The sequence below is a fragment of the Gardnerella sp. DNF01180P genome (assembly GCF_049244205.1).
GTDB lineage: Bacteria > Actinomycetota > Actinomycetes > Actinomycetales > Bifidobacteriaceae > Bifidobacterium > Bifidobacterium swidsinskii.
Map to the genome: position 1 here is coordinate 1,100,434 of NZ_CP058386.1, position 20,466 is coordinate 1,120,899.

The following is a 20,466-nucleotide window of genomic DNA, read 5'->3' on the forward strand; positions in this document are numbered from 1 at the left end:
TACTCAATCAACTATTGAGCATCATTTAATGGAACATTAATAGACTGTCCGATAACCAAATCTTCAGAAGAAAGATGATTTAAAGCCATTAAACGCTCTACATTATCTGATATATCACCGTTTTTAGGAGTAATAGTAGCAGCATAATTCCATAACGTATCTCCAGGACGAACTGTATATGTAACAACTCTTTCAGGTATTGCAGAAACAGCAGTCTTTGGCATAAACAATGTACAGAATGTTATTGCTGTCATCAAAAGTACAGTTACACGAAAAACTCTAGTTTTGCGCGCATGCTTATTAGAAACGCAGCGTTTACGAATCAAATAAGTATTTTCTTGCATACCTACTCTAACTTCCCTGCCACTTCTAATTAATGACGTACTCATAATTATCCTTTCTCCTTCCTTAATCGACTGAACATTTGTTCTATCGAACAGATGTATTAATAATGACACATTTGTTCGATAGTTGCAACGGCGTGTCGAACAGATGTTTGATTTTTTTAAGAAAGTGCGTTAAAATAGTAAAAGCGAAAGGAGCACCATGAATAACGATGGCACAAATAACGATAACAATGGCATTAATGCTAGTGATATTAGCGCAATGTCACTTACTGACCGCCAACGCAATATTATCAATGCCATCCAAAACAATATAAAAATTCATGGATTCCCTCCTTCTTTCCGCGAAATCGGAGAAGCGGTTGGACTTAGAAGCCCATCTTCTGTGAAACATCAATTGCGAACACTTGAAGATAAAGGGATTTTGCGAATTAATGCAAATAAAGGTCGCGCTATTGAAATTCTTGATAATTCAATTGTTGAAAACAATTCAAATAACAAAATTAATAAAAATTCTTCAAGAGTTGCCAATATTAGCGCATACGAATCTGATTCTGTTATAAATTCTAGAGATGTTCCTCTAGTGGGAAGAATCGCAGCAGGAGCTCCAATAACAGCAGAACAGCATATTGAAGATGTAATGCGATTGCCAGAACGTCTTACAGGTACAGGAAATCTTTTTATGCTTGAAGTACACGGCGATTCGATGATTGACGCCGCTATTTGCGATGGCGATTATGTAGTAGTTAGAGAGCAGCATGAGGCTGTAAATGGAGACATTGTTGCAGCACTGTTAGATAACGAAGCAACTGTTAAAACTTTCAGAAATGACCACGGTCACGTATGGCTTATTCCACATAATCCGGCTTACTCTCCTATTGACGGATCACACGCAACTATTATGGGAAAAGTTGTTACAGTTTTGCGAAAAATATAATAGAACTTACCCACCAACCCCTCAAAAAATATTCTCCCCACTTATTTCAAAATATGGACTAAGTGGGGAGAATAATATTTATAAAATCAACTTATGCAGATTATGAAAATCATGTAACTTACGCAACTTACGCAAGTGGATGCGAATCCTTAATTGTCACTGAAATTTCACGTCCATTTGGAGCTGCATAGCTAACAGTATCACCAGCATGAGCACCCATAATAGCTGCCCCAATTGGAGATTCCGGGCTAATAACGTCATAATCCGTAGCTACAGCAATATCGCGAGAACCAAGAACATAAGTCATTTCTCGACCTGCAAGCTCAAGAGTAACCAAAGAACCATTGCCAACAGTGCCATCCTTCGGAGCTTCAAGAATCTTCGCATTACGAAGCTTTACAATAAGCTCATTAATGCGACCTTCATTCTTTCCTTGCTCTTCACGAGCAGCCTGATAACCACCATTTTCAGACAAATCACCTTCAGCACGAGCTGCAGCAATACGCTCAGTGATTTCTTCTCGATACTCACCTTCACGATGTGCTAACTCTTCTTTTAGTTTGTCATACGCTTCCTGCGTAAGTAAAATAGTTTTTTCTTCAGCCATTGCTACCTCCTTATACAACAATCTCTAAAAATAAAAACTATGCGCGCGTAAATAAAATTCACGCTCTTCTATCAACGAGTTGAAATAATATCAACAACAAATACCAACGTGTCTCCGCCGCCAATACCGGCTTGCGGTATGCCACGAGAGCCATAACCATACTCTGGAGGAATAGAAATCAACAAACGAGATCCAACATTATGACCTGGAACAGTACGATCCCAGCCCTGAATCACTTGACCGACACCAATACCAAAACTAGCTGGAGTATGACGAGCAAAGCTTGAATCAAATGGCTTGTCGCTACCCCAAACCACACCATGATAATTCACAGTTACAGTGTCACCTGCACGAACTACAGGACCATTACCTTCAACCAATTCAACAACTTTAAGACCTGCTGGCGGTTCAGATTCAGGGAACGTCACCGTTGGCGTAGTGCCAAATTCTGCAATCACTTCTGGCATATCTTGTGCCATATTTCCTCCTTTACAAACTCCAAACAGTATAATCTGAACAGTATAACATCTACACAGACAGCTTTTAACCATCCTGCATTACTAAAGCAGCGCATTTTAAATAGTACATTTAAGTAAATGCACATTCAAATAAATGCAGTTTAGACTAACACTTCCTAGATTAACCTGTCCTAGATTAGCACTGAAACGTTACGTATGTACATGAAATATACGCATTGTGTATAACTTAGCAAAAATTAATCTCAAAACATCAACGAATTAATGCAAAAATATTAGCAAATTAGCACTCAACAACGTTTACAGCTAGCCCACCTTTTGAGGTTTCGCGATATTTAGACATCATGTCATGACCAGTTTCTTTCATAGTCTTAATCGCTTTGTCAAGGCTTACCATGTGCGAGCCATCTCCAAGCATTGCCATTCGAACAGCATTAATTGCAGTATTTGCAGCCATAGCATTGCGCTCAATACAAGGAATTTGTACCAAACCGCCTACAGGATCGCAAGTTAATCCCAAATGGTGTTCTATACCGATTTCTGCAGCATTTTCAACCTGTTCCGGGGTCCCTCCCAACACTTCGCACAATCCTGCAGCAGCCATCGAACAAGCAGAACCAACCTCTCCTTGACAACCAACTTCAGCTCCAGAAATTGAAGCATTTCGCTTAAATAAGTAACCAACAGCACCTGCAGCAAGCAAGAATCGCACAACTCCGTCTTCATTAGCAGAATCAACAAATCGCCAATAATACTGCAATACTGCAGGAATAATTCCTGCAGAACCATTCGTTGGAGCAGTAACAATACGCCCACCACCAGCATTCTCTTCACTAACAGCGAGCGCAAAAAGATTAACCCACGCAGAGTCTGAACTTTCTAAAGCAGCATCCGAACGACGACGATTGTTGCGAAGCATGTCTGAATTTGCAGCTAAACGCTCATACATGTGAGGAGCTCTGCGAGGCACATCAAGACCTCCTGGCAAAATCGGTTGCTTTGAGTTGCATCCGTTTTCTACACATTTACTCATAACTTTCCAAACATGCAGCAAATAGTTGCGCACGTAGTCAGCATCACCTTCATGCAATGCAAGCTCGTTTTGCCACACAACATCGCTTATTGACATATGCTTTTCTCGGCAAATATTTATAAGCTCGTCGCATGAAGTAAAAGGATAAGGTACAGTGGAATCTTTTGTTTGATTTGAGGAGCTTGCAGCATTATCACTACTATTTCCGTTATTACTTTCGTTATTATTCTCGCTTACACCATTCTTATTGGCATTATTTTCATCTTGCTCAGTAACACGCTCATGCAAGCCAACCATTGCATCATCTGCACACCCTTGACGAATAAATCCGCCGCCAATTGAATACCAAACTTGCTCATCGATTTTATTTCCGTCAGAATCAGTTGCAACAAAACGCATTCCGTTAGGATGAACAACCATTCGCATCCATTTTTCAAAAATTACGTCCTTGTCGTAATCAAAAGCAATAGTATGCTCCCCTGCAAGCGTTAAAGTTCCAGTTTTTTTGCATTCCTGACGAATAGTAAGCATATGATCAGTGTCTACATTATCTGGAAGATTTCCTTCAAGACCTGCAACGCAAGCGCGATCAGTGCCATGACCAAGACCTGTTAAAGACAGTGATCCGTAAAGAGTCACACTTACGTGCGCAACGTTTGCAAGACTACCACTTTTTTTAAGCGATGAAACAAACGAACACGCAGCTCGCATAGGACCTACTGTATGTGATGAACTAGGACCAACGCCTACTGAAAACATCTCTAAAATACTAAACACGTATCTATTGTAAGCATCATTAAGCTCACGTCGACACACTAATTACATGAGAAATATGTTAGATTGTTCACTTCTTACTTTGTTTAGATAACAAGTTTGCTAAACTCACGCACACAAACCATAAGATTACAGCTAAAACAACAGCTATAAGCATTACAGTAAACGCGCTTCCTGCAGTCGGCACGTGAATTTCGAAGAATTTTGCAGTAAACGGTATAAAAGCTCCAGCAACTCCAGCTGCAGCAAATAGCGCAACCATAATTCCTCTCCACGAGCGCAACGGCTTGGCAACGCTTGCAAGCACGAGTATGCCAAGAACAAATACGATTACGGAACAAATACTGCGAGTAGTTGCCAAAGCTTGCACGTTTGAAACAATAAAACGAGATGCTATCAAATTATTTGCAACAACATCGTCAAGATTTAATCCCAAAACTCGCGGAGCTATAACAGCAGTAGCGAGCACAGAAGCAGCTATAGCAAATCCGCTAGGAACAGCAAAACGAACAACTCGCTTCAAGAAACCTGGAATGTATCTACGAGTATTAGGCGCAAGAGCGAGCAAAAATGCTGGAATACCAATAGTTAAAGAACCAATATAAGTAATGTGACGAGGCAAATACGGGAAGTGCAACGCTAGAAGCACAACTCCTGCAGAAATAAGCGCAGAATAAACAGTTTTTACAAGGAATAAGCCAGCCACACGTTCCATATTTGCCATCACTTGCCTACCGCGAGCCACAACATCAGGCAAATGCGAGAATCGTGAATCAACAAGAACCACTTGAGCTACAGCTTTTGCAGCAGGAGCAGCGTTGCCCATAGCAACGCCCAAATCAGCTTCTTTAAGAGCTAAAGTATCGTTCACGCCGTCACCAGTCATAGCAACCACATGACCTTGAGTGTGAAGCGCCTGAACAATCGCCTTCTTTTGATGAGGAAGCACACGCCCAAGCACATCCACATTTTCAAGCACTTTAGCCAATTCGTTAATATCTTCTGGCAATTTTCTAGCGTCCATTGCAACAGGCTTGCGATCTCCTGTTAAGCCAACTTTTGCAGCAACAGCCGCAACTGTTGTAGGGTTATCTCCCGAAATTACGCGGCAACGCACACCCTGCTCACGGAACCATTTAAGCGTTTTGCGAGCATCGTCACGAATACGCTCAGAGCAGCGAACTAAAGCAATAGGATGAGCATTTACGCAAATAGTTGGAGAATCGCCAAAAGTTTTATCTGTTTCTGTTACGCTACTTACGCTGCTACTATCGCTACTTACTTTTGCAAGCAGCAGCACGCGCTCACCAAGCTCCGCATAAGAATTAACTTTCGCTAAAAGTTCATTAGTATTTGCATAATCAATCGCGCTGAGCAACACTTCCGGAGCACCCATATACCAAGTTGCACGCTCTCCACTGCTTTGTACATATTGCACAGCACTCCACTTTCTAGCAGAAGAGAATGGAAGACGGTTAGATACATGCTGGCTAGCTGCAACTCCTTTAGAGCCAAGCCCTTCCATAATCGCAACACCTGTTGCGTTCGGATTTTCTTCATTTGATAAGTCGAATAAAGCTTGATTGGTTTGCAAGTTGGTCTGCAAAGATATTTCGGCACCACTATTATCTAGATTTTCCACGCCAACGAATGCAATACCACCGTCGGTTATAGTGCCAGTTTTGTCCAGATTCAAGCAGTCTACGCGCGCTAAAGTTTCTACAGATTCCAACTCCTGAACTAACGTTTGCTTACGAGCAAGCCGCATAGCAGCCACCGCAAAATTAAGCGAAGTAAGAAGAACCAATCCTTCTGGAATCATGCCAACAACGCCTGCAACAGCAGAAACAACAGCTCCCCTCCAAGCACCAGTCTGCCAAGCTTCAACAAATCCGCCAACCTTGTGCATTTGCGACCACACAAGCAGCACACACAAAGGCACCACAACCATCGTCATATACTTCAAAATCGTGTTAATTCCACGGCTTAAGTCGGAAATTGTTTTGGTATAAACTTTCGCTTGCGCCGCCAATTTTGCCGCATAACTGTGCTCTCCTACGGCAGTAACACGCGTTAAAGCCATTCCAGAAACTGCAGTAGATCCGGAATAAACGTTATCACCTTTTGCTTTTCGAACTGTAGCAGACTCGCCCGTGAGCATGGACTCATCCATTTCCAAACCCCACGATTCCAACACTTCTACATCCGCTGGAACCTGCTCGCCAGCTCTAAGCCACAAAACATCCCCAAGCACAATATCTTTGTGCGGAATCTCAATATTTTTTCCACCTCTACGCACCATTGCGTAAGACGCCACAAGTATAGAAAGCCTATCCAAAGTGCACTTTGCTTTTAATTCAGTCACAATGCCAATTCCAGTATTTACCAGAATTACCACACCAAAAACAGCATCCTTCCACGAACCAGTGGCAAGCACAACAACCATTGCTGTGAAAATAATCGCGTTAAACAATGTAAACACGTTCGCGCGCACAATATCCATTAAAGAGCGAGAAGTCTGCTTAGAAGTAATATTCACATCTCCGCGAGAGACTGCCTGCGCAACTTCTTCTGTGCTCAAACCAGAAACTTCTACTTTAGGAAGCACCGCAATAGCGTTATTTTTGCTAATTTCTGTAGATGCCATTGCGTTTTGTTCGTTATTTGTCATTTATAATCACTTCCCTACCGTGTGGCGTATTGTCAATTATTGCTCGAACAATGCTTAGCAAAGACGAACGCTCAAATTTTGATTTCTTGCTTTTATTGTTTAAAGATTCGCTATTTTTTGATAAATCAGATTCATGAATATTTTTTCCAATTCCACTTCCATCGCTATCAAAATACAAAGTAGCTGCGTATAAAGTTGCGTCTTTTGGTGCTTTTACAGGATTTATTAACGCAACTGGCACTCCAGCGTAACGCGCGTATTGCAGCGCAGAAATCCATGCTTTGCTTTCGTTTTGTTTATTGCGAGTGCTGTTATTAAGCTTGTTATTCTCTTTTATATTTGATTGATTATTAGCGTTATGCGGATCGTCAACGCCTGTTACGTCGAGCGCGTCTATAAGTATTAATGAAACAGGTTGCTCGCTTGCAGCGCGAATAGCTTGCTGAGCCGCTTCGTTGGGATTAATAACATTTGATAGTGGCACATAAGAAGCACTCAATTTTGACGTTTTACAATGCTTCATAACTTCGTCATCAAGCGCAGCTAATTTTGAACCAATCACAAGAAGATGAATATCATCAATATCCACACCATCGTGGATTATGTCTCCAACGCGACCAGTATTCCCAACAGCTTTACCCTGCGGCTCGCAAGCACCCAACGTGCTCAGTGCTAAAGCAGTTACGACAGCAGTCGCAAAAATAGTAATAGCGCGTTTAGAAAACATAAGACTTTTATACCACACCTTCAACATAAGTGGCTGTTTTGAGTTATTTTATGCAATTTGACAAATTAAAGATTTGCTGGCGATTAATCTGCAATCACTTGCAATCATCCGCAATTACTTGCAGCGCAACTTCAATACCTCGAAGCATATCAACTAAACTCATAGAACTCGTAGTAGGCTTATCAAGAATCTGCTCAGGCAAATATGGAACGTGAATAAAACCACTCTTAATCGGCAATTTTTTAGTCTGGCAATAATGACAAACACTGTAAAGCACGTCATTACACACGTACGCACCAGCAGAAAAAGACACAGACGCCGGCAATTTTGCTTTATTTAAAGCATCAACTATGTTCACAACTGGCAAAGTCGCTTTATAAGCCACATCACCATCCTGCACAACAGGCTCATACCAAGGCTTATACCCACTATTATCCGGTATACGCGCAGCTCTACAGTTAATGCCAACATACTCAACGTTAAAACAAGCAGAACCACCAAATTGCCCTAATGAAAGCACAGCATTAGGGTGAACTTCCTCTATTTTCTCAATAACTTTTTGCGCGTCCTTGCTAAATTCCGTAGGAATCTGCAAACGAACAAGTTCCACACCCTCAGGCGCATGCACTGATTGCGCAATCTCCCACGACGGATTTATAGACTCATTATTAAACGGCGTAAAACCAGTAATCAAAATACGCATCGCAATACCCCCTCATACGAATATCACTTTATTAAAACATTAAAACGCATCACAAAAAACTGTACATATGTGAATGTCACTGTATATAAACTGTATACAAACTTCAGGATTCAACTACGTAATTCATGTTCGCAAAAAGATTAGTGATAGTCAGATTGTGAAATAACCACACAACTCCCTCACAACACGCACAAAATCAAAATTGGTAAGACTCGCATTCGTGTAATAGTATTGTGCATTGGATGTGCATTCGCGCAGTAGTGTGAATTAAACAAAGCAGTTGAAGCACATACAATAATTTCAACAGAATTCAACGACGAAAAGAGATTACCGATGACGAAGATCATTCAGATTGGCGCAAATCATGCCGGCACTGCCTGCGCTAACACAATTTTGAGCTACCCAGGAAACGAGCTTACCATTTACGATCAGAATAGCAATATTTCCTTCCTTGGCTGCGGCATGGCTTTGTGGATTGGCAAGCAAATTCAAAGCAGCGACGGACTGTTCTACCAGAAGCCAGAAGATTTTGTTAAAAAAGGCGCTAAGGTAAATCTTGAAAGTAAAGTTTTAGACATTGATTACGCAAAGAAAGAAGTAACAGTCGAGCTTAAAGACGGCACTGTTATTCACGATTCTTACGACAAGCTGGTTCTTGCTACCGGCAGCCTTCCAAACAAGCCGCGTATTAAAGGCATCGACTTGGAAAACGTGCAAATGGTAAAGCTTTTCCAGAATGCGCAAACTGTTATTGCTAAGCTTCAAGAGCGCGATTTCCATAATGTTGTGGTTCTTGGCGGAGGCTACATTGGCGTCGAACTTGCTGAAGCATTCGAGCGTCTTGGCAAGAACGTAACTCTTATTGACATGGAAGACCATATTCTTAACGGCTACTTTGACCCAGAGTTTTCTAACAATTTGAAGAAAATTATGGAAGATAAGGGCATTAAGTTTGAACTTGGTCAAACTGTTGAAGAAATTGTTGGAGACACTGAAGTCAAGGCTGTTAAAACAAGCAAAGGCACTTACGAAGCCGACATGGTGATTTGCGCTATTGGCTTCCACCCAAACGTTGCGCTCGGCAAAGACCACTTAAAGCAGTATGCTAACGGCGCTTTCCTTGTTGACAAGAAGCAGCAAACTTCCGACCCAGACGTGTACGCAATCGGCGACTGCGCTACAATCTACGACAACGCTCGAGACCGCGTAAACTACATTGCGCTCGCCACTAACGCCGTTCGAAGCGGCTTGATTGCAGGTCACAACGTTTGCGGAACTCCTGTAGAAACCGAGGGCGTGCAAGGCTCTAGCGCAATGATGATTTACGACTACAAGCTTGTTTGCACCGGCTTGAGCTTGACTGCCGCTCAAAAAGAGGGCATGGACGTTGATTACGTTGATTTTGAGGATACTCAAAAGCCTGCGTTTATGGAAGTTGAGAATCCAAAGGTGAAGATTCGCATCGTTTACAAGAAGGATACGAAGGTTATTGTTGGCTGCCAGTTGGCTTCTAACTACGATATGTCTGCCGCAATTCACCTGTTCTCGCTGGCTATTCAAAAGAAAGTCACGATTAAAGAGCTTGCTTTGTGCGACATCTTCTTCATGCCTCACTTCAACCAGCCGTACAACTACATTACGATGGCTGCTTACACGGCTTTGTTGAAGGGATGATTAGACTTTGCTGATTAGTTTAGGCTGAATCACTTTTTCTGATTAGCTTAAATCGCATTTATTAAACCAAGCAATCTGTTCTATAATGGAGCAGTTGCTTGGTTTTTTAATCATCCGCGCACAAAAGAGCGCACAAAACGCGCACTATTAGCATAAGACACGCAGATTAAAACAAAGGAGTCTAGGATGAAGCAGCTTTCTATTAAACCAACTATTCATAAGTTCGAGAACGCACGCGAGTTCGCGCAAGAATTCAAGCTCAGCAAGGGCGATTTGGTTATTACAAACCAGTACATTTGGGAGCCTTATTTTGGCGATTTGAATCTTGATTGCGACGTGATTTTCCAAGAGAAATACGGCAAGGGTGAGCCGAGCGACGCAATGGTTGATGCAATCGTTAGTGACATTCACACAACTCCAAAGCGCGTGATTGGCATTGGCGGCGGCACTGTTTTGGATATTTCGAAGGTTTGTGCGTTGAAGCAAACTAGTCCGCTTGAAGACTTGGTTGACGGCAAGATTCCTGCACAAAAAGGCGCGGATCTTATTCTTGTTCCAACTACTTGCGGCACTGGCTCCGAAGTTACGAACGTTGCGGTGTTCTCGCTTACTAAGCGCAATACCAAGAAGGGTTTGGCGAACGATGCTTGCTATGCTACGGACGCTGTTCTTATTCCAGAATTGTTAAAGAGCCTGCCTGATTACGTTTTTGCAACCAGCTCTATTGACGCTCTTACGCATTCGATTGAGTCCGCACTTTCTCCTATTGCAACCGAGCTTACAAAAATGTTTAGTTACAAGGCTTGCGGGCTTATTTTGCAAAGTTATATGCGAGTTGTTAAAGAAGGCAGCAGCGCAAAAAGCCAAGTTGTAAGCGACTTGGTTTCGGCAAGTCTTTACGCTGGTATTGCGTTTGGTAACGCTGGCTGCGGTTGCGTTCACGCGATGGCTTATCCGCTTGGTGGAACTTTCCACGTGGCTCACGGCGAAACGAATGCAGCTCTTCTTACAAGCGTTTTGCGATACTATGCTAAGCACGATGCTGAAAGCAGCACTAGTGCAGAAAACACTGAACTTTCTAAGCTTTTTGACTTTATGGCAAATATTCTTGAATGCCAAAAAGCAGATGTATTAAATAAGCTTGACGAAGTTCTTAACACGATTCTTCCTAAGCATAAGCTTCACGAGTATGGAATGACCGAGGATATGATTCAAAGCTGGGCTGCAAGCGTTGTTAAAGAGCAGCAGCGACTTTTGAAGAATTCCTACATGCATATGAGCGAAGATGCTATTGCTGAAGTTTACGCATCTACTTTCTAAAAACAGATTTCTAGCAAACTTACTTTCTGGAATTTGTTGACTTTAATTATGTTTTACTAGTTTTTCAGAATAAAACGAAAGCAAAATAACAAAAGACCCCACAAATAAATGTGGGGTCTTTATTTTATTTATTTTATTTATCGCAACTATTTCAACTATTTATAATTGAACAATAACTATTCAATAACTTTAATATTTTGAAAATGAGGCTCACCTAAAGGCAATCCAGCATCCGAAGGGAAGAATCCATCGTCTACCGTAAAACTCACATAAACTTTCTTATTCACATACTTCTCCATAATTTGTTTAGCTTGACTACCATCGTCAAACGCCAACATTCTCGCATCGCTAGGATAAGGTGGCTTGCGCATATCTCCGATTTGACGCAAAGTAACGCTGGTTTTATTATCCAGAATAAGAATCATGAAAGTTTGATTAGGATCTGAATATCCCGGACTAGGATCTGAATATCCCTGACTAGGATCTAGCATATTTTGCAATTCAAGAACCTTGTTGTATGACAAAACCTTCACAGTTCCAGAAACTACCTGCCTTCCGCTTGCTTTTTCAGCTTTAATTTTGCTATCTAAAGATTCACTACTAGCGGATTTCTTAGAATCAGCTTTCTTACTAGCCTTCTTGTCAGACTTCTTATTAGACTTCTTTTCGGCCTTCTTAGAATCCTTATCCTCTGAATTAGAGTCACTGCCTTTATTACTTACGGTTTTCTCATAAATATTATCTTCAGTTTTTGCCAAATTGTCGAGAAGTGTAGTGTCATCTGTACTGACAAAATTAATATCTTTTATATTCTGTTTAGGAAGATCAGTGATTATTCCAGACCAGTATTTTTCTTCTTTAATAGGATTGCTGTCAGCAATATTCATAGTCACCTTATAAGCCTCAGTATCCCCTGTTCCAGAAGACCACTCAACATATCTTAATGAATTGCTGTCTGCGTATTGCGATACTACAGCTCTAAAACCGCCAATGTCTCTAGCGCCATCGCAAATTAAATCATTTGAAGAAACAACGTCACTGTAATCTTTATTTGCAGCAAAAAACTTCAGCAGTGACAGACCTTCCAAATTTTTCCGCAAAACAAGCTCCGGAATATCCCTATCGCTCATATTTACTAACGCGTAAGAATACTTACTTTGGCTAGCATCAATTTCTGAATCAGCTTCATTAAAGTTATATTTATCAGCGTTTGCTAAAACTTTTTTATATAAAGCTGCTACTTTTGCATTAATAATGTTAACTTTTTTTGCATTATCAGCAGCTTTTGTATTCGCGCCCTTTTGGTTCGAGCATCCAGCACATAATGGTACGAAAAGAAATAGCGAGAGTACTAACGCAATAAATTTTTTTAGCTTCAACATAATTTCATTAGGCATAACCACCCCTTCTCAAGCTTTAACTAATTATTAGCAAGTAAGTTAAATATTCTAATACTAAATTGTAATATTTAAAAACTGCGTAAATTTAGGTTAATTAAATATAAAAAGCCTGCGCAAAAGCTATTCACTCTTACGCAGGCTAGTATTAGATAAGCAACGCTTATGCATCAAGCGTTATTACAGGATGCAAATCAAACATTTTTACAGTACGCTTCATGCGGAAGGCAATACTTGTTATAGCAATCGCAATAACGCCGAAAAGCACAAGCATTCCAATGCCTGAAACTATTTCACCACTGTTCTTTCCAGACATTGCTTGACGCAACCCCATAATTGAGTACGTCATTGGCAAATATGGGTGAACAGCTCTAAAGAATGCCGGCGTCATTTGTACTGGGAACGTTCCTGCAGAGCTTGTGATTTGCAACATAAGTAGCACAATCGCAACTATTCGCCCTGGCATGCGGAACACCACCATAATCATTTGCATTATAGCCATAAAGACTATTGACGCTATAATCCCCAGCGCGTAGAATGCAACAACATTATCGATTTGGAACTTCAACGCTCCTTGAACAACGCCCATAAGAATAATCGCTTGCGCAACGCCCATAATCACAAACGGCGTCAAGCTAATAAGCGCGCTTTTAAGCGGATTCATGCCGTTTAGTATCGCTCGCCTATCCATAACTCTCAAAACGAATGTTGTCATAAGAGCACCAACCCAAAGGGCGATAGAAATAAAGTAAGGAGCAAAACCAGTTCCATAGTTTTCAACGTGCGAATACTCGTGCTCCTCCAAGGAAACTGGTGCGCTCATCATCTTACTTTTTTGAACAATACCGTTTACTTTTCCAGACTTTTGAGCATCTTTAAGCCCGTCATGCAATTTCTTAGCACCATCAACAAGCTTTGGAGTGTTATCAGATAGCTTCTTAGCGCCGGAATTAAGCTGATCAGAACCATTCACTATTTTCGCAGAACCTTGAGCTGCTGCATTCACGCCATTATTCAGTTTCTCGCTACCGTTACTTACTTGAGCCAAACCGTCAGCAAGATTATTCGCTCCAGCAGCAAGCTTATTTGAGCCAGTATTAACAGCTTCAATACCTTGAGATATTGCGTCAGCACCGCCCTTTATTTGCAAGCTTCCTGCAGAAAGCTTGTCTGCTCCAGCGCTTAAAGCAGAAAGATTTGTTTCTAGAAGATTAGAATTTTCACCTAATCCTTCTGCCAAACTTTGCAAATTAGCAAGCACTTCTTCCTTTGTTACTGCTGGGTTTTTCGCTTGCATAAGAAGACCAGTAATTTGTGCTTTTGTTTCAGCGTTTCCAGCTTTAACATGTTCTTCTAATTCGTTGCTTGAAGCTGCAAGCTTTTGAGCTCCTTCATAGAATTCGCTTGTCGCTGCCGATAGCCTTTGCGTTCCTTCGCTTAACTGTTGGGCTCCGTTTGCTAAATCTTGCGTTTTTTGTGCAAGATATTGAGCTCCTTCTTTGCTGCGAGCATTGGCTTCAGTTAGCGTATTCGCGCCTTTTTGAAGCTCCCCTAATCCGCCTTGAAGTTTTTGCAAAGATTGCGAAAGTTTATTCGACCCATCTGCAAGCTTATTTATTCCGCCTTGCAAAGACTTTGAACCTTCATGCAATGCTCCAGCACCGTTTGCAGCAGCACCAAGAGAATCGGAAGCTGAATTAACTTTCGCAAACATGTGCTCCCAATACTCTTGAGCAATCGCCTCGCTGATTTCGCTACGCATAGTATGGAAAGCAGTTTTACCAATTTGCGAAGCCAGCATATTACTTGCCTGATCGTACTTTACGTGAAGTTTTGCTTTAGTAGGAGTTTCATATTGCGCAGAAGCAATGCACTTACTGAAGGAAGCTGGAATGGTTGCTACCATAAAATAGTTGCCATTTTTAAGCCCCTTATTCGCTTCAGCACTATTTACAAAATTCCATTGGAATCCCTCACTACCATCTTTTTGATTCTTTAAGCGAGTTTTGATTTCGTTTCCAATGTTACGCATTTTGCCGTTAATCACAGCACCATTGTCTTCAACAACAACAGCTACAGGAACAGTATTCAAAGTCTTATAAGGATTAGTAAATGCCCACAAATAAAGCGATCCGTATAAAAGTGGAATCAAAGCTACGGTTCCAATAACAAGCTTTCGAGCTTTTCCTTTCAACGTATTGTTAAGCTCTCGAAATGCAAGAGCAAGAGTATTAACGCGCATTGTTTTCACCACCATTTGCTTCACTTATACCAAGCTGTGAATCAATATGAGAATTTTCTGATTCCCCATGATTTGGGCTTAGTCTTAAGACTTGATCAGCTTGCTTTTCTAACTCACTTTGCAAAACTCCAACAAGGCAAGAGCAGTAATTTTTACTAACATACGCGCGAATATCGGAAAATAGGCATTCGCTTTGCTCGCTAGTAAGCTCCGTTTCAATTCCATCAACAAATAGCAGCCACGGCTTTTTTAACAAAGCAAGCGCAATTGCCAAACGCATGCGCTCGCACGGAGTCAACTCTCCTATTGCTGTTTTACGAGGAGACAATACTTTCCACTGAGCTAGCACGTTGTAAGCGTACTGCTGTAAAGCTTCGCGATTTTTTACATCATTTTTGTATTGCTTTAAGAATAGAGGCGAGCGCGCTGCGAGTTTCAGCTCGCTCATAAGAACTTCTTCTATTGTTTGCATTTTGTAAAATTCGTTAATTCCGTTGAATAATCCCAATCCCACGTATTGCCGAGATTCGTGGAAATCGCTAGGAAGAGTTGCGTCCGCAATAGTAAGAGTTCCGTTCGTAAATTTCATATAACCAGACAGTGCAAGTAGCAAAGCTGATTTTCCAGAGCCGTGTTCGCCTGAAATTGCAACGATTTGATGAGCTTCTACTTTTAATGACACATCCCAAAATGGTGTTCTTCTAAATCTTTTTAACCCTAATTCTTTAGCTTCTAAAAGCGTTTTACTATCTTTCATAATTTGTATGTTTGACGTTTGCAATTAAGATACGGCGTAGTATCTTTTTTGCTTAGAGCGCCAGATTCCTCCTTACTGTAAATACTCTAAATAACTATTTTCAATTTTTAGTTTTTCAGCTTTTCAGTTTTTCAGTTTATTGTTTATTTTTGGATTTTCGCAATTAGCAAAACAATTTTTAATTTTCACGTTGCTTTATCGCTATTTTTCAGCGGTAAACTCACGTTGCAATGTTGCAATAAAACGGTGTAAAACCGAGCATTTGGTGATTTATCAACTCTTCACCACTAATCACTTAGAATACTCTTTTGTGCAAACAATTGTTGAGTTACACTAATTTTTTTATTTAATTGTTTATATTTTATATTCACTTAAGAAACAAGTTGTAAACACTTCCATGCTATATTGTCTTTAATTACTAATTGTAAGAAATACATATGTAAGAATACGTATGCAAAAAATACAGACGTAAGCAATACGAAATAAAATGTGTTGCTTCAAACAATATATTAAATTCAAGCATTTAAAGGGGTGAACGGCATGCTAAGTTTGCAAATTTTAAATATTATATTTAATCCGGTTATTGTGTCGGTTGTAGTGCTATGCGCACTTAGTCTTGCAAAACTTAATGTTTTGCTATCAATGATAGTAGCTTGCGTTGCAGGTGGCATTGCCGGTCATCTTCCGCTTTTTGGAGATGGAAATCACACGATTATGGCGTTGCTTTGCGATGGTTTCTCTACCAATGCGCAAACTGCGCTCGCCTACATTTTGCTTGGTACTTTTGCGGAAGCAATTACAGCAACCGGTTTGGCTCAAATTATTTCTAAAAAAATTAGCAAAATTATTGGCATGAAAAAGTACGCTCTACTTGCAGTACTAACTCTAATTGCGTGCATATCTCAAAATATTGTGCCAGTTCACATTGCTTACATTCCTATTCTTATTCCGCCGATTTTACGAATCATGAACGAACTTAAGATTGACCGACGAGCAGCTGCATGCTGTACTGCTTTTGGTCTTGAAGTTCCATACATTGCAATTCCGTTTGGATTCGGCTTAATTTTCCAAACTGTTATTGCTACGAATCTTTCTAAAAACGGCATGAAGGTTAGCGTTGCAGACGTTAGCGCTGTGAACTGGTATTTAGGTCTTGCAATGTTTGCATCACTACTTTTTGCTGTATTTGTGCTTTACAGAAAACCTCGCGAATACAAAACTACAGAAACTGACACTCGCGCAGCCGACGCCGTTGTCGGACCTCTTAATAAACGCCACTACGTAACCATTCTCGCAATTATTGTTGTTGTAGTAGTGCAAGTTATCAGTAAAGATCTTTCGCTTTCGTCTATTGCAGGTCTTGCAACCATGATTATTTTTGGAGCAATAAAGTGGAATGACATTGACAATCAGCTTACTGGCGGCGTAAAACTCATGGGTCTTATTGCATTTGTGATGCTCATTGCGGGCGGATATGCTAACGTGATCCAAGCGACAGGAGGAGTTGAGGAGCTTGTAAACTTTGGCGTAGCTTCTATGGGACAGAACAAACTTGTTGCCGCATTTGTTATTACACTTATTGGTTTGCTTGTGACTATGGGCATTGGCACTTCGTTTGGCACGGTTCCTATTCTTGCTGTTTTGTTCGTGCCACTGTGTCAGAGCATTGGTTTCAGCACTCCCGCAACGATTCTTCTTATGTCTTCCGCTGCAGCTCTCGGAGACGCAGGCTCCCCTGCTTCCGATACTACACTTGGACCTACTTCCGGCTTAAACGCGGACGGTCAGCATAGTCATATTTGGGATACTTGCGTTCCAACGTTCCTTATTTTCAATATTCCGCTTATGGCTGCCGGCATTGTAATATCGCAGTTTATTTAGCAGATTATTTCCGAAAACACGGCAAGTAAAAAACGCAACTAGCGAATAACGCAAGTAACCAATAAACGCCAGTAGAGTTGAAATAAACTCCCTGGCGTTTATATTTAAATACCAATCAACCAATCACAAATCAGTCAATCCCAAAGTGGCCAATCACTGCAAATTCGCGGGCGATTGGCTATATTAGATATACCGTCTAGCTAAACATTTTCACTAGCTCAGTATGCTGTCAATATTCTTCTTATTGCTTAGATTATCTTCGTCAAGAAAAGCCATCTGCTTTATTCCGCTTAAGCTTGCAATAAGCGACACTGGGAAGGTAACAATATTTTGATTAAGAGTGCTTATATTACTATTAACAATTCTTTTTGCTGCCGCAAGCTGCTCATTTTCGTCGTTTATTTCTTCCTGCAAGTTCAAAAATTGTTCAGAAGACTTTAATTCCGGATAAGCTTCCGCCAAAGCAAAAATCTTCCCTATTGCATGATTCTGATTTTTGATTACCGAACTAGAATCCGCTGAGCCCAATCCCTCTCTTAAACTTACTAAATCCACTAATGTTGTTTTTTCATACTTTGCAAACGACTGCGCAACTTTAAGCATTTGGCAAATCGTATCGTATCTTTTAGCGAGCGCAATATCAACGTTTTTCCGCGACTCTTCTATAATCACCCTATATTTTCTTAGCCTATTTAACATGCCAATAAACCAGACAATAAGCACTACAAGCACTATTGCAACACAAATTAGCACAGTGTTCTTATCCATAACGTCACCCATAATGTCTCCCATAACATCTCCTTTAGTTCTAGTATTTTCTAATTTTTTAGTTCGCTAGTATTGCAATTTACTAGTTTCTACTTTTGTAATTTTTACTTTTGTAATTTCTCTCTAATTACGTTAATTATTTCGTAATACTCAGCCAAAATATCTCTAAATTTTGCATATTCTCTTGTTAAAGATAGGTTTTCTATTCCAGATTTTCCTGGAGCGCCGAATAAATACCGACCAGAATCAAAGGCTGCAACAATACGCTCACTATCTAGGTATAAGCAAACTCGCATTCTTTTTTGCAAATTATTCATTAGTTCTATAAAACTTGGATCTAATACCAGTTTTGTATAAAAATCGTCTGTAGAGAAGACTGAATACGAGTCGTTAAATTCAATGGATTCTGTCTGAACTTCGCTCTCCTCTTTTGTTTTTTTACCATAGTATCCATTTAGTTTTTGTCCCATAAAGTTCTTTCCAGTAACAGGGACGATTCTAATGTGGCCATTTATGTTGGTTTTTGAGTTTATTAATAAGACTTGCCCAATAAAATCCGTTTTTTTAACACTTTTTCCACTTTCACTTCTAGAAAAGTGGATTGCTTGCATATTTGAAAATTCAGTTTTAAATTCATCGCCAAAAATTATGTGTTTACTTGAATAATACCTACTAGATATTGGCAGAAGATTATCAAAAATGCTGCTGTCAATTCCTTCGGAATTGTTTAATACTGTTCCAGGCAGAATCACATTTAAAATCGGCGTTAAAACATTATCCGCATATAGCGCGTCTACATCAACCTTATTATTTACAAAAAACTTACCTGCAAAGCAAACAACAAAAACACCTACTATTAGTAAATAATATTTGTAACGAGAGTAATCAATATTTGGAAAATAGTTATACAAAGTGCCTAAAACCATTACTACCGGTATTATTGGAATTAAACGAATTGGATCAAAAGAGTTATTTTTTACGCCTTCTTTTAAAGCACTTAATTTTCCTTGTATTTGGGGAGATTGTTCTATTTGTGCGAGTCTGTTTAAAACTTCTGGATTTGTAAATACGCTACCATATTTTACATTCATGTCATCTCCCTTTTATAAAACCGCAGCAATCAATTTCTGAAAACTCAATAAAACCAGCTGACTTATAAAAAGCAATAGTTTTTTCAGTGCAATCCGTAGTCAACTGAATTTGACGAACATTAGGATAACAATCCACAATCGCCTTTAACAAAGCAGACCCTATCCCCTGCCTTTGATACTCCGGCAGAACAAGAATATCCTGAATAAAAACAACCGTATATCCGTCACCAACAGCCCTAATAATGCCAACTAGCTCATCATTTTTATAAGCAGCTAAAACCTTGAGCGAATTATTAAAACCATTTTCCAAAGCAACTAAATCATCTGTGTACGCAGACCAACCAACGGAATCATACAGCTTTGGAATATCTTTGCTATCATACTTTTTGCACTCTTTTATTTGCACGTCTGTTAAATTCATTTACAACAACGCCTCCAAACACTGTGAAATCAACGTTGAAACCCTAAATTTTCTAGCGTAATAACTCAGTATATCAAGTTTCTGGAATACGCGCCTGTTGCTTGGGAATATACCTACTATTGAGATATGCGTTTAATAAACACCAGTGAAGATTTTTGCCATTTACGGCAATTTTCTCCACCGACACAACCCAGAACGTAGACAAACTCAACAGGCAGACAATTCTAAAGTAGCCAAACCAAGATTAGCCAAACCACAAAGTAGCCAGTCGTTGCAAATTTGCACTTAATTGCCGCTTGCGCCAAACAGAGACACTCACGCAGCGCGACGACCTGCCTGAGCGCAGATCCTCACGGCATAGCCGTTCGGCTGATTTGGCATGTGAAGCACACCGTGCTTCACATGCCAAATCACGCTTTGAAGGAGCCTGAAATTCCAATAATTTCAGACTCAGTCAAAGCGCGCACGAAGGCAACTCGGAACGGAAACTCGCTTAAGTTGGAAGTCCAGTGGACTTCCAACGCGAGTTTCGCGCGCGAGCGTAATCAGCGCGAGCACCAACTGCACCAGTGTCCAAAAACCACCAAACAGAGACCATAACGCAGAAACCAAACTGCACCAGTGTCTCTGCTGAGCTTAAAAT

Annotated in this window: 17 protein-coding genes; 4 read left to right on the forward strand and 13 right to left on the reverse strand. The window is 40.5% G+C overall.

Going from position 1 to position 20,466, the window contains the following annotated elements; genetic code table 11:
- Positions 1 to 11 precede the first annotated feature (11 nt).
- On the reverse strand, positions 12 to 389 hold the full coding sequence (locus tag HXT40_RS04240; protein ID WP_012914030.1) for a LysM peptidoglycan-binding domain-containing protein: 378 nt from the start codon (positions 387 to 389) through the stop codon (positions 12 to 14).
- 217 nt (positions 390 to 606) lie between these two features.
- Between HXT40_RS04240 and lexA the strand changes: the two genes are divergently transcribed.
- Positions 607 to 1,281: a transcriptional repressor LexA gene (lexA, locus tag HXT40_RS04245; protein ID WP_100066613.1), complete on the forward strand. Its 675-nt coding sequence runs from the start codon at positions 607 to 609 to the stop codon at positions 1,279 to 1,281.
- A 127-nt stretch (positions 1,282 to 1,408) separates the two neighbouring features.
- Here the strand turns inward: lexA and HXT40_RS04250 are convergent, their stop codons facing one another.
- The 6 genes from HXT40_RS04250 to HXT40_RS04275 all read right to left on the reverse strand — a co-directional run bounded on the left by HXT40_RS04250 (position 1,409) and on the right by HXT40_RS04275 (position 8,272).
- Complete coding sequence (locus HXT40_RS04250; RefSeq protein WP_004110818.1) at positions 1,409 to 1,888, reverse strand: GreA/GreB family elongation factor; 480 nt, start codon at positions 1,886 to 1,888, stop codon at positions 1,409 to 1,411.
- A 71-nt stretch (positions 1,889 to 1,959) separates the two neighbouring features.
- Positions 1,960 to 2,367 (reverse strand): FKBP-type peptidyl-prolyl cis-trans isomerase, encoded by a 408-nt coding sequence (locus tag HXT40_RS04255; protein ID WP_004107148.1) that lies wholly within the window; start codon positions 2,365 to 2,367, stop codon positions 1,960 to 1,962.
- 280 nt (positions 2,368 to 2,647) lie between these two features.
- Positions 2,648 to 4,156: an L-serine ammonia-lyase gene (locus HXT40_RS04260; protein WP_116432035.1), complete on the reverse strand. Its 1,509-nt coding sequence runs from the start codon at positions 4,154 to 4,156 to the stop codon at positions 2,648 to 2,650.
- An 85-nt stretch (positions 4,157 to 4,241) separates the two neighbouring features.
- Positions 4,242 to 6,842, reverse strand: a complete 2,601-nt coding sequence (locus HXT40_RS04265) for an HAD-IC family P-type ATPase (protein ID WP_410310480.1) — start codon at positions 6,840 to 6,842, stop codon at positions 4,242 to 4,244.
- Complete coding sequence (locus HXT40_RS04270; protein WP_338085953.1) at positions 6,832 to 7,569, reverse strand: hypothetical protein; 738 nt, start codon at positions 7,567 to 7,569, stop codon at positions 6,832 to 6,834. Before HXT40_RS04270 ends, HXT40_RS04265 begins: the two co-directional genes overlap by 11 nt.
- A gap of 94 nt (positions 7,570 to 7,663) precedes the next feature.
- A complete protein-coding gene (locus tag HXT40_RS04275) occupies positions 7,664 to 8,272 on the reverse strand; it encodes a pyroglutamyl-peptidase I (protein WP_410310481.1) in 609 nt (202 codons plus the stop codon).
- Between the two features lie 333 nt (positions 8,273 to 8,605).
- Here HXT40_RS04275 and nox point away from each other — a divergent pair, with 333 nt between their 5' ends.
- A complete protein-coding gene (gene nox / locus HXT40_RS04280) occupies positions 8,606 to 9,946 on the forward strand; it encodes a H2O-forming NADH oxidase (RefSeq protein ID WP_076002766.1) in 1,341 nt (446 codons plus the stop codon).
- A gap of 186 nt (positions 9,947 to 10,132) precedes the next feature.
- Positions 10,133 to 11,266, forward strand: a complete 1,134-nt coding sequence (locus tag HXT40_RS04285; RefSeq protein WP_076002765.1) for a 4-hydroxybutyrate dehydrogenase — start codon at positions 10,133 to 10,135, stop codon at positions 11,264 to 11,266.
- A 176-nt stretch (positions 11,267 to 11,442) separates the two neighbouring features.
- On the opposite strand, the gene HXT40_RS04290 is transcribed toward HXT40_RS04285, so the two are convergent.
- The 3 genes from HXT40_RS04290 to HXT40_RS04300 all read right to left on the reverse strand — a co-directional run bounded on the left by HXT40_RS04290 (position 11,443) and on the right by HXT40_RS04300 (position 15,662).
- Positions 11,443 to 12,663, reverse strand: a complete 1,221-nt coding sequence (locus HXT40_RS04290) for a hypothetical protein (RefSeq protein WP_421777171.1) — start codon at positions 12,661 to 12,663, stop codon at positions 11,443 to 11,445.
- 163 nt (positions 12,664 to 12,826) lie between these two features.
- Positions 12,827 to 14,905, reverse strand: coding sequence for a YhgE/Pip family protein (locus tag HXT40_RS04295; protein ID WP_421777172.1), 2,079 nt, complete (start codon positions 14,903 to 14,905; stop codon positions 12,827 to 12,829).
- A complete protein-coding gene (locus HXT40_RS04300; RefSeq protein ID WP_421777173.1) occupies positions 14,895 to 15,662 on the reverse strand; it encodes an ATP-binding cassette domain-containing protein in 768 nt (255 codons plus the stop codon). Before HXT40_RS04300 ends, HXT40_RS04295 begins: the two co-directional genes overlap by 11 nt.
- Positions 15,663 to 16,202: 540 nt before the next feature.
- On the opposite strand from HXT40_RS04300, the gene HXT40_RS04305 reads away from it, so the two are divergent.
- On the forward strand, positions 16,203 to 17,543 hold the full coding sequence (locus HXT40_RS04305; RefSeq protein ID WP_199172889.1) for a Na+/H+ antiporter family protein: 1,341 nt from the start codon (positions 16,203 to 16,205) through the stop codon (positions 17,541 to 17,543).
- Positions 17,544 to 17,756: 213 nt separating this feature from the next.
- On the opposite strand, the gene HXT40_RS04310 is transcribed toward HXT40_RS04305, so the two are convergent.
- The 3 genes from HXT40_RS04310 to HXT40_RS04320 all read right to left on the reverse strand — a co-directional run bounded on the left by HXT40_RS04310 (position 17,757) and on the right by HXT40_RS04320 (position 19,823).
- Positions 17,757 to 18,335 carry a LemA family protein gene (locus tag HXT40_RS04310; RefSeq protein ID WP_103013960.1) on the reverse strand — a complete coding sequence of 193 codons (579 nt, stop codon included), beginning with the start codon at positions 18,333 to 18,335 and terminating at the stop codon, positions 17,757 to 17,759.
- Positions 18,336 to 18,415: 80 nt separating this feature from the next.
- The gene (locus tag HXT40_RS04315; protein WP_116431794.1) at positions 18,416 to 19,402 is read right to left on the reverse strand and encodes a DUF3137 domain-containing protein; all 987 of its coding nucleotides are present in this window, start codon (positions 19,400 to 19,402) and stop codon (positions 18,416 to 18,418) included.
- 1 nt (position 19,403) lies between these two features.
- A complete protein-coding gene (locus tag HXT40_RS04320) occupies positions 19,404 to 19,823 on the reverse strand; it encodes a GNAT family N-acetyltransferase (protein WP_415693414.1) in 420 nt (139 codons plus the stop codon).
- Between the last annotated feature and the right edge of the window lie 643 nt (positions 19,824 to 20,466).

Coding starts and splice junctions, on each gene's coding strand:
- HXT40_RS04240 (WP_012914030.1), bottom strand. CDS start 389: ATGAGTACGTCATTAATTAGAAGTGGCAGGGAAGTTAGAGTAGGTATG.
- lexA (WP_100066613.1), top strand. CDS start 607: ATGTCACTTACTGACCGCCAACGCAATATTATCAATGCCATCCAAAAC.
- HXT40_RS04250 (WP_004110818.1), bottom strand. CDS start 1,888: ATGGCTGAAGAAAAAACTATTTTACTTACGCAGGAAGCGTATGACAAA.
- HXT40_RS04255 (WP_004107148.1), bottom strand. CDS start 2,367: ATGGCACAAGATATGCCAGAAGTGATTGCAGAATTTGGCACTACGCCA.
- HXT40_RS04260 (WP_116432035.1), bottom strand. CDS start 4,156: ATGTTTTCAGTAGGCGTTGGTCCTAGTTCATCACATACAGTAGGTCCT.
- HXT40_RS04265 (WP_410310480.1), bottom strand. CDS start 6,842: ATGACAAATAACGAACAAAACGCAATGGCATCTACAGAAATTAGCAAA.
- HXT40_RS04270 (WP_338085953.1), bottom strand. CDS start 7,569: ATGTTTTCTAAACGCGCTATTACTATTTTTGCGACTGCTGTCGTAACT.
- HXT40_RS04275 (WP_410310481.1), bottom strand. CDS start 8,272: ATGCGTATTTTGATTACTGGTTTTACGCCGTTTAATAATGAGTCTATA.
- nox (WP_076002766.1), top strand. CDS start 8,606: ATGACGAAGATCATTCAGATTGGCGCAAATCATGCCGGCACTGCCTGC.
- HXT40_RS04285 (WP_076002765.1), top strand. CDS start 10,133: ATGAAGCAGCTTTCTATTAAACCAACTATTCATAAGTTCGAGAACGCA.
- HXT40_RS04290 (WP_421777171.1), bottom strand. CDS start 12,663: ATGCCTAATGAAATTATGTTGAAGCTAAAAAAATTTATTGCGTTAGTA.
- HXT40_RS04295 (WP_421777172.1), bottom strand. CDS start 14,905: ATGCGCGTTAATACTCTTGCTCTTGCATTTCGAGAGCTTAACAATACG.
- HXT40_RS04300 (WP_421777173.1), bottom strand. CDS start 15,662: ATGAAAGATAGTAAAACGCTTTTAGAAGCTAAAGAATTAGGGTTAAAA.
- HXT40_RS04305 (WP_199172889.1), top strand. CDS start 16,203: ATGCTAAGTTTGCAAATTTTAAATATTATATTTAATCCGGTTATTGTG.
- HXT40_RS04310 (WP_103013960.1), bottom strand. CDS start 18,335: ATGGGAGACATTATGGGTGACGTTATGGATAAGAACACTGTGCTAATT.
- HXT40_RS04315 (WP_116431794.1), bottom strand. CDS start 19,402: ATGAATGTAAAATATGGTAGCGTATTTACAAATCCAGAAGTTTTAAAC.
- HXT40_RS04320 (WP_415693414.1), bottom strand. CDS start 19,823: ATGAATTTAACAGACGTGCAAATAAAAGAGTGCAAAAAGTATGATAGC.